Below are 939 nucleotides of genomic sequence, written 5' to 3'. Positions count from 1 at the left end.
CGGCTCACGCTGCGGAGTGTCCCCGATGGACTCCCGGAAATGTCAAACTGCTACTGTCACCCCGGCAAAGCCGGGGGATTACCCGTTTTATTCAACCCATCTACGACATTTGATTTGGGCGGTATGCTGTTCGATCTATATTTCGCTGGTAATAGTTGCTCAAAAACACGGATTGCATTTAGTCCTGCTTGATCGACAAAAGACAAAGAGTTGTTGTGGCGCTCACACAAAATCTTTGCGGTTAAGTTTGATAAACCAATTTTCTTTTCTTTATCTTTGCACCAATCAAACCCAGATACATAAATGAATGGCTGCTCAAACACGCTCTTAGAAATATAGTGTTCCCTGGAGATCTTTCCATCACAGGAAGAATATTCGCTTGCCCAGCAATCTTTCATGGTAATTTCGCGCTATAGCAAAATGTTTCGGTGATTCCACGCATAACATTACCCATAAGCCGGGCTATACTGCGCCGCCACAACCCTAAAAAGTGACTTTGAAGTTCCCGGCGCAGCATGGACTCGGCTTTATGGACTTGTTAGGCCATATCATGGTGGCCGACGATTTCAGACACGGTATTGTACAATTGCGAGATTCTGCAATATTGCTGTCCACCCTTGGAATTGACAGTGAAATGTGGCGGGCGTACTGACACGCTGTTCACGGCGATATTATAAAGCGTACGAGAAATCCATTTATTTCTTGATTTCTTGATGTGGCTGGCGATATAAGGATTTCATCAAAAAAATCGTAAAGATCTTCAATAAGTAAGCCATCCTTAGCCAAGGAATCAGCATCATTCTCGGGAACAACAATAAATCGATACTCAGCCTCGCTTCTGAAGGGAACGTAAGCGTTCAGACCCTCCTCCTCCCTTGGGGACGTGAAGACAGACGGGCTCCGCTATGGCAAAGTCAAAACCACGACCTAAACGACGCC

Annotated in this window: 1 protein-coding gene; it reads right to left on the bottom strand. The window is 45.6% G+C overall.

All coding sequences use genetic code 11. The features are described from left to right. Positions 1–56: 56 nt before the first annotated feature. A complete protein-coding gene (locus D779_RS22475; protein ID WP_157726485.1) occupies positions 57–398 on the bottom strand; it encodes a hypothetical protein in 342 nt (113 codons plus the stop codon). Positions 399–939 lie beyond the last annotated feature (541 nt).

Origin of the sequence: Imhoffiella purpurea, from assembly GCF_000585215.1 — a bacterium.
In the GTDB taxonomy this organism is placed as follows: Bacteria; Pseudomonadota; Gammaproteobacteria; order Chromatiales; family Chromatiaceae; genus Imhoffiella; species Imhoffiella purpurea.
This window is presented reverse-complemented; position numbering and strand designations above follow the sequence as displayed.